The organism is Marinobacter sp., from assembly GCF_041686475.1.
GTDB lineage: Bacteria > Pseudomonadota > Gammaproteobacteria > Pseudomonadales > Oleiphilaceae > Marinobacter.
Map to the genome: position 1 here is coordinate 3,105 of NZ_JAWLDU010000070.1, position 7,864 is coordinate 10,968.

The window sequence follows — 7,864 nt, forward strand, 5'->3', positions numbered from 1 at the left end:
TGGATTTCCGAGGGGCATGTGCAGGTGCCCTTGCTTGGAAGGATGATGGATCGGATGGCTGAGCGCAGCTTTTCGAAAGCCTTCAGTTCCCTGCTAAAGAGGTCCACATTCTTGAGGTTGCCCAGCCAGGCATTCGGAATGGGGACGCCCATCAGGCTGACGCCCCTCAACTTAACCAGGGGGCGACCGTTGGCAAAGGAGAGTTCTACTCCGGCATTTACTCGCAGGGTTCTGCCCCCGAGTAAAGGGAAACCCTCTTCAGGAGGCACCAGAATCACGGCGCTAAGAAGATCGTCCGAAAGGTCGACGGCGAGTCTCTGAGCCAGATCGGTGTTATTGGCCAACATACCGTTGAGTTCCCGCTCACTGAAGCGTACCTCCCGGCTGGCGCCGTCTTCACTGTAGGGTTCCGGCTGCAACGGGCGGCCAGATTCGGCGCCCTGAGTATCGATACCCAGAGTATTCAGTTTAGTGTTGAGTGAATCCTGTTCACTGGCATTAAGAGTTACGGGTTCGAAGTTGTCAGGAAACACGTAGTGACTTAACCATCAGTAACCAACGCCGATGATTCATTCCCTTTTCCCACTCAGCTTCCTCTCCCGGCGCTGGAAGAATCCGGCTAAAATTGGTCTCAAGTGCGGTTTCCTTTTTTGAAACCTTGTGCTAGAGTTTCCAAAAAAGAAACAAGGAAGTTCCGTGCACATAATTTCAAGAAAACCGTTTAATGATGCAGCCAAGCAGTTTCCGAATGATCGGGATGCACTGGTGAATACCTACATCATGTTGCGAACAGGGAAGTTTGAAACACCTGATCAGTTGCGCCAGGTATTTCCTTCACTGGACAATTTCAAATACCGGGACAAATGGTGGGTTGTCGACATCGGAGGCAACAATTTACGGATGATTGCCTTCATTGAATTTCGCGATAATCGCATGTATGTGAAACACATTTGCAGCCACGCCGAATACGACCGGCTGGCTGACAAGTACCGTCGTAAAAAGGAGTGAGGCCTATGTTATCGTCTGCTTTTGTTGAGATAAGAGATGCGCTGGCTCAGGTGCCTTTCGTGGCTCATATTGAGACTCAGGATGACTATCAGGAAGCGTTGGATATCATGGATCAATTGGTGGACGACTATGACGCCAACAAACTGCTTATTGAAATTCTGGCTGCCAGTATTGAACGCTGGGAGGACCAGGCTGCTGAGTTTTCCGGCTTTAATGCCACTGTCGCGGCAACGGACAGGGGGGTTGCTGTGCTTAAAACCCTGATGGCTCAACACGGTCTTGGGTTGGCCGATCTGCCGGAGTTGGGATCAAAAGGCAATGTGAGCAAAATTCTCAACGGTGCTGAAGGAAAAAAACTGACCCGCAAACATATGGAAGCACTCGGAAAGCGGTTTGGGGTGCCTCCGGTACTTTTTTTCTGAAGTGTTCCGAGTACAGGAGAAAAACCGATACAGATCTATTCTCTGAGTACACGCTTCCAAGTTTAGCGACCATGAAACTGCCCTCCATAGGTCCGCGCTGCGGTGAGCCACGCCCAGACTGGACTGTCGGGCGCACCTTTTAGCAGGCGTTCGGCCCGATCCAGTCTTCACCCGACGGCATCACGGCAACGCTGCACGACAGCGCCTTTACGACGGTGAAGGGGCTCCCGCCTATCTCGGCAAGTCGCGGCGTTATCGGGTCAACTTGCCACAATATGACATGAGCTGGACCTATGACGGACACAACGCCTTCCAGACCGCCTGGATGATGGAACATCAGCCTTGAGCGCGGTAACCGTGCCCGGGGGCTTCGCCTGGCCAACTGCCCCGGCCTGGCATGTGCACTATCAGGAATCGGTGCTGCCGATCCGGGATGGCCTGATTCTCTGAAAACCGGGGCAGTTTTAGCTCCCCTTTTTGAATTTTGCTTTGCAGTTGCCGCTCATGCACATCGTATAGTAGTGCTCACGGTCCTCGTGTTCGCTGACTACCGCGCTGAAGCCCAACTGCCCATGGCCAGTTCCATGGCCCGGTTAACCTCATCGGCTGGCACATTCCCCGGATCGCCTTTTTCGATCGGATCATAGTGGAACACATAGAGCCGGGAGACGAATTCTGCGACGGGCAGGGAGGCTTCGCCGAACAGTTCACCGTGGCCGTGAGTTGAGGTAATAACTCCCTGGCCCCAGTTCTGCCCGCTGTCGTTGTTGGGGTTGAAGAAATAGACGCGCATGGTCTTGTCTTTATCCATTGCCAGCCGTTGGATGGTGATGGCATGCCAGCCAAGAAAGCGTGTGGCGCTGTCGGTGACTGCAATGCCGGCCGGCTGTGGATTGATCACGGGAATGTTGCCGTTATAGAAAGGGTGATAGGCGGCATAGAAGTCTCTGACAAACCCTTCGAAGTCTTTCAGGCCGCCGGTGAAAACGTCCACGGCGATGCGAAATCCATGGCCGACGTGGTCGCCGTGAAATTCGGCGTTGACCCATTGATGAGGGTCTTCCCCTCGGCCAACGCTGCGCCGCCCCATTTCAAAATAGATGCGGTCCAGATGCGGCACTGTCAGCAGGGATACGGCATCGACATCAACGGGTGGCTCGGTTGCCAGCCCTGCACCGAGCTCCCGTGAAGAAATGCTGTTGCCTTCGAAGCGCATGATGATTTCATCGTCCCGCGCTGCCCAGGCAAGGATGCGCAGTAATTCTGCAGGCATGTTGTAGGCCCACATGGACAGCGCCCGGGTGGACTGGCAGGTCGGGTAGTTGCCCTGGCCGACGCCCAGTGGCCGCCCCAGTACATTCAATACGTCGGCGAGTAAAAAGCATTCGGGTGAGCGACCACTGCCGAAGATGGTGGCGATTTTCTCGGCTGCGGCGTCGCAGAGCGTCAGGCGTATCTGGCGCCACAGGGATGGCGCCACCGGGGGCGAGTAGAGAATGCCCCGTTCCAGCATCATGGCCAGGCCATAGGTACACTGGCTGGTTTCAGGAAATACAGCGTCGTCAATCAGGCGGTGTATCAGCGCGGGGTAGCAGTGAAACGCATCAGCACCGGTGTAACTCAGGCCAAGGGCCGTGGGAATCAGAGCATTCCAACGGTCACGCAGGTAGCGAATGAACACCGGCATGTAGGCTGACACCAGGCCGGTGTTGTGCATGGCTCGGGCAAAGGCGATGGCCTCTCGCATCAGGGTGGCGTCGTCCATTTCCGCCAGTCGTTCGGAATAGACCTCAAAGCCGGGGTCTTCACGGCAACCTTCGGTGGGGCTGAACAGGGCATTGATCAGCTGCAGAGCGTCGTCGCTGACTTCGCCGCCCAGGGCGTCCGGTTTTTCCAGGCAGACAGCGATCTGGGTCACCATGTGTTTGACGCCTTCAACCTGCACCGGGCGTTGCTCCAGAATTCGCCAGACTTCGGTCACCAGATGTTCCAACAGGTCTTCATAACCCAGATGCTGAAGCAGGTAGCGATAAAGGTTCTGAACGCCATGGCCGAGTTGATCGGGCCGCAGCCGGTCGCTCTCATGCAGGTCGTCACTCACCACCAGGTCAAGGTTCATCGCCATCACCTGGGCGAGGAAATGATGGGCATGTTCTGCCGAGATTGAGGGGTGTATGTAGTCGCCTTTGGCCACCGCCAACAGGCGAACCTGGCTCAGGCATTCGACCAGTGTTTCGGTTGGCTCACCGTGTCGAACCGTGCGTGCAGCCAGGGAGGGCACCAGTGTCTGGGGAAAGTCCCAATCGCTGCCACCAAAGAGCCCGGCCGATTCGATGGCCGGGACGCGTCGGTAAATGGCCTCCAGCCCTTCGAGGCTGAGCACCAGGGGCTTTGCCGCATCAATTACTTCGAATACGGGCGAAACACCCTCCACGGCGTTGACTTCAGCAAGGCGGCTGACGGCGTCGTCAAAGGCCTTTACCAGGTTTTCTGGCGCAGGGTTGCTCTGGTTTTCGGTGTCATTTTCAGGTCTGGTCATGACAACCATCCTTGAGCGAACCTTGGACTGTGTCAACTTTGATCGTCTGAAACACAGCGAAGCATCTCCCGCCATCGTAGCCGGGCCTTGGTGAGCTTGCTATGAACTCAGAGGGTAACCGGAGTAAAATCAAGTGAACAGGTGCCGCTCGCGGTATTTTTTCTCTGCCTGTTGTTAGCTGTGGTTTGAAGGTCGGGTGTAAGTAGATGACCGTGACATTATCTGGTTGGTAGCGTGAGATGCGCGAGTGACTGACCGAAGGAGGCAATCGATATGAGCACCGCTTCAGCGGCCTATTCAATCGGTACGCCCGGCACTCCCTGGGGCGACGTGGAACGTGATGAGTGGCTGTCAAGGCAGACCCGTCAACGCAGTTACGAGTCCGACGTTTTGAGCGTGGTTGAGCGCCTGTGTTCGGGCTTCGACGTGCAAGAGTATGGCCATCTGGAATATGGCCCGGACGTTTATCCGCTGATGGCAATCCGCAGCCGCGACTGGCGTGTCGATCGACCGGTGGTGCTGATAACCGGCGGAGTGCATGGCTATGAAACAAGCGGTGTCCATGGTGCGCTGCAGTTCGTTGAGCAGCATGCAGCGGATTATGTCGGTCGAGTAAACCTGCTGATCGCGCCTTGCGTCAGCCCCTGGGCATACGAGCGCATCCACCGCTGGAACGCGAACGCGGTCGATCCCAACCGCTCGTTCCATGGAGACGGCGAGGCGAAGGAGTCAGCGGCGCTCATGCAACTGGTGGCGTCCATCGATGAGCCAATATTGCTGCACATTGACCTGCACGAGACCACCGATACTGACGAAACCGAATTCCGCCCGGCGCTTGCGTCCCGCGATGGCAAAACGTTTGAGCCGGGTACCATTCCAGACGGCTTCTACCTTGTGGATGATACCGAGAGCCCGCAGCCTGAATTCCAGCAGGCGTTGATCAAGGCGGTGGAAAAGATCACCCATATCGCGCCGGCGGATGATAATGGCAAGATCCTCGGCTCACCGGCGGCCGCTAGGGGCGTTATTCAGTATCCGCTGGCGCAGCTTGGCCTTTGTACCAGCATGACCAACGCGCGCTACAGGACCACCACCGAGGTCTACCCGGACAGCGACCGAGTGACCCCCGAGCAATGCAACGCCGCGCAGGTTGCCGCGGTATGTGCGGCGATCGACTATGCGCTGTCAGTATAGGAAAACCGTGACAGATTTATTTTCGATACAGGTCCGTGCTACCGGAGCCCGAAATGATGAAGCCCAGTTGTTACAGTTGTCGGAAAAAGTTTGAGCCATCGGAGCTGAGGGTTTCTTACTCAAAAAACTACTGTGAGCATTGCGGCGTAGGACTGTTCGGTGAGGATTACTTTCTTTTCGCCAGAAAGCCAGCCCCATCGACCCGGCAGAACCTGGCTGTTCATGTTGCAGTGCTTGTTTTCTGTGTTGCGGGCCTGGTGTTATGGTCTTATTGGTAGTTGAACAGGTGAAACCATAGGCACCGTGAAGAATGTTTGTAGAGAAATTCAACTCCGCCTTCAATCTCCTTTCTTGAATTTTGCTTTGCAATTGCCGCTCATGCACATCGCACAGTAGTGCTCACGATCCTCGTGTTTCGTGCCCTCTGCGATAGTGATGCCGCAGCTGTTGCAGAGCAGGATGGCGACGTCTCCGTCAAATTTTACAATTGCGTGTTCGTAATTCATAAGACAGTTCGCGAGAATCCCCATCCTTCGAGGCGGGGAGGGATAGCTTGCCGGCGAAAGCCGACCCTTTTCTCACACTCCTTTGGACTGAGCTATCAAGCACTAATGTCAGTATTGCGCGTGCACGATTTTCACGCGCGTATAGCATATTACGACGCTCGCGTCGGGTCAGACTGCTGGTAAGCGATCCCCCCTGGTGAGCTGTGATGGGAAACCTTTGCCGGCACGCTGTTGTCCGATGGGTTCGAAGGTCATAACATGATGAATAAGTATTCAAAACTGAAGTTTATGGATTGAACGCGTTTCTGTCGGCGTATCGGTAATACGCCCCCAGCCGCGGCAAGGCGATCTGGCAGCTTATCAACACATTGGTTCCTTGCTCCAGGGAGATTAAAGCTATGAGGATACTTATTGGTAAGTCAAAAAATCGGAGATCCGCCTTGACCTCGACCGCGACTCTGACTCGGTACGCCATGGATGTCAGATTTGTAGCAATGGGATCCATGCTGGCGTTTACGAGTCTTCCTGCCATCGTGTTCGCCCAATCATCATGTCCAGGAATTCATGTGAACATTCCGAACATTGAAAACAGCGCCGGGACCGTAGCCTGCGCACTTTTCGAATCGCCAGAGGGCTTTCCTGCTGAGTTTCTGACCTCCGCGACCCATATCATGATGATGAAAATTCGGGATACGAAGGCACGTTGTAGCTTTCTGGATATCCCCCCGGGAACCTATGCGCTGGCCGTCATCCATGATGAGAATATGGATGGCAAGCTCAACACTAACTTTTTGGGGGTCCCCACTGAAGGCTTTGGCTTTTCAAGCGGCGCAGAGGCCGGGATGAGTGCGCCGTCATTCGAGGCCGCCAGCTTTTCTTACGATGGGGAAAATCTGGATCTGACTATCAGATTGAATTATTGAGAAAACCGGAACAGACCTATTTTCTGGAACCGTCAATTCCCAGGCAGGCCTGAACCTTGTCCCCAAGCGCAATGTCACCTCCTTCAACCACCCGCGTGGTAATACCTCCATGCCCACGCATAGCGTTGTAACCGCCGGGGCCCAGCGACGTCTCCATTTTGCTGCAGGGGTGGCAAAGGCCTGTGTATTCCAGCACCACGTTGCCGATTCGGAACTGCTTGTCTTTCAGGGCCAGCAGGTTCAGGCCAGACACCACGATGTTACGCCGGAAAACCTCGGGTTCGATGGTTTCCCGATTCAGGCAGGAAGCGATGGCGTTCAGGTGCTCTTTCTGGATCAGGGTCACCTGCCGTTTGCTGGTCTCGCGGCCCTTGAATCGATCGCCTTCCAGGCCTTTCCCGGGTGTGACGGCGACGCTTTCGAGTGCTTCCATGGCCTCGCCTCGGGCGGGGCGGATACCGATCCATTCCACACGGCCGGTTTGGGGGAGGGTGTCGAACAGGGTTTGCAGCGTGGTTTTTTCAGGCATGGGCTACCTCGATAGCGGCTCAGATGAATGTTCAGGTCAGTATCCTGATAATCCTGTTTTCCATAGCTGTGTCGTAGGCCTTCATGGGTCCGTTGTACACCATGTTGTCCCTTTTCGCGCGGTTTCCGTGTGATTTTTACTCTTCGTCAATTCAACGTCGTTGCGAGTCATAGAATCTGTGACTATATTGCTTTTGTTCCGTCATTTTTCGGCCTGATCCATACCAAGGCACTGGCGTTCTCCTGAGCCGAATCATTTTGGTAAGAAAGCAAAGGCAACTCATGGTTTTTCGACTTTGGCTTTCGTAGTGGACTACAGCGAAGAATTTCAGAAGCCGGCGGACGCAAAGACTCATGCCCGTCAATATGTCTTGAATTCCCTGCTTTTCATATTCACCTTCTGGCCTCTCAACCAGGTGGCCTGCCGTATCGGGACGTTTTCAATTACGACCTTGGGATGTTTATCCCGGATTTAAGGCAGTTTGTCATTTATGGTTCAGCCGGGCTGATACTCAGAAAAATACACTCACAGCGAAAGGTAATCGATGGGAAGTTCTTTTGCTCGGTAATGGTTGCCTCCTTTCTGACGGCACTCATATCGACGGCTATATTCCTGGGTGGCCGTGATTTGAACACTCTCTCCTTTAGTGTTGCCCAGATCGTCCAGGCCGGTTGAGCCCGCCCGTTCCCGGTAATGGCGGCCGTCCAGGGTGAATCCGAAGGCGGGCTTGCCCTGGCCTATCA

General features: G+C 54.8%; 6 protein-coding genes and 2 pseudogenes. 4 read left to right on the forward strand and 4 right to left on the reverse strand.

Going from position 1 to position 7,864, the window contains the following annotated elements:
• Positions 1-533 (reverse strand): annotated as a pseudogene (locus ACESMB_RS13130) (hypothetical protein); the annotation flags it as partial.
• Between the two features lie 163 nt (positions 534-696).
• Between ACESMB_RS13130 and ACESMB_RS13135 the strand changes: the two are divergent.
• Together ACESMB_RS13135 and ACESMB_RS13140 are read left to right on the forward strand one after the other, a co-directional pair.
• The gene (locus ACESMB_RS13135) at positions 697-1,008 is read left to right on the forward strand and encodes a type II toxin-antitoxin system HigB family toxin (protein ID WP_372926810.1); all 312 of its coding nucleotides are present in this window, start codon (positions 697-699) and stop codon (positions 1,006-1,008) included.
• Positions 1,009-1,013: 5 nt separating this feature from the next.
• Positions 1,014-1,430, forward strand: coding sequence for a type II toxin-antitoxin system HigA family antitoxin (locus tag ACESMB_RS13140; protein WP_372926811.1), 417 nt, complete (start codon positions 1,014-1,016; stop codon positions 1,428-1,430).
• Positions 1,431-1,977: 547 nt separating this feature from the next.
• On the opposite strand, the gene ACESMB_RS13145 is transcribed toward ACESMB_RS13140, so the two are convergent.
• The gene (locus tag ACESMB_RS13145; RefSeq protein ID WP_372971766.1) at positions 1,978-3,969 is read right to left on the reverse strand and encodes a hypothetical protein; all 1,992 of its coding nucleotides are present in this window, start codon (positions 3,967-3,969) and stop codon (positions 1,978-1,980) included.
• A gap of 273 nt (positions 3,970-4,242) precedes the next feature.
• On the opposite strand from ACESMB_RS13145, the gene ACESMB_RS13150 reads away from it, so the two are divergent.
• Positions 4,243-5,163 carry a M14 family metallocarboxypeptidase gene (locus ACESMB_RS13150; RefSeq protein ID WP_372971767.1) on the forward strand — a complete coding sequence of 307 codons (921 nt, stop codon included), beginning with the start codon at positions 4,243-4,245 and terminating at the stop codon, positions 5,161-5,163.
• Between the two features lie 946 nt (positions 5,164-6,109).
• Entirely contained in the window at positions 6,110-6,592 is a 483-nt protein-coding gene (locus ACESMB_RS13155) for a DUF2141 domain-containing protein (protein ID WP_372926814.1), read from the forward strand.
• 16 nt (positions 6,593-6,608) lie between these two features.
• Here the strand turns inward: ACESMB_RS13155 and ACESMB_RS13160 are convergent, their stop codons facing one another.
• Together ACESMB_RS13160 and ACESMB_RS13165 are read right to left on the reverse strand one after the other, a co-directional pair.
• Positions 6,609-7,121: an MOSC domain-containing protein gene (locus ACESMB_RS13160; RefSeq protein ID WP_372926815.1), complete on the reverse strand. Its 513-nt coding sequence runs from the start codon at positions 7,119-7,121 to the stop codon at positions 6,609-6,611.
• A gap of 525 nt (positions 7,122-7,646) precedes the next feature.
• Positions 7,647-7,864: pseudogene (locus ACESMB_RS13165) on the reverse strand (hypothetical protein); the annotation flags it as partial.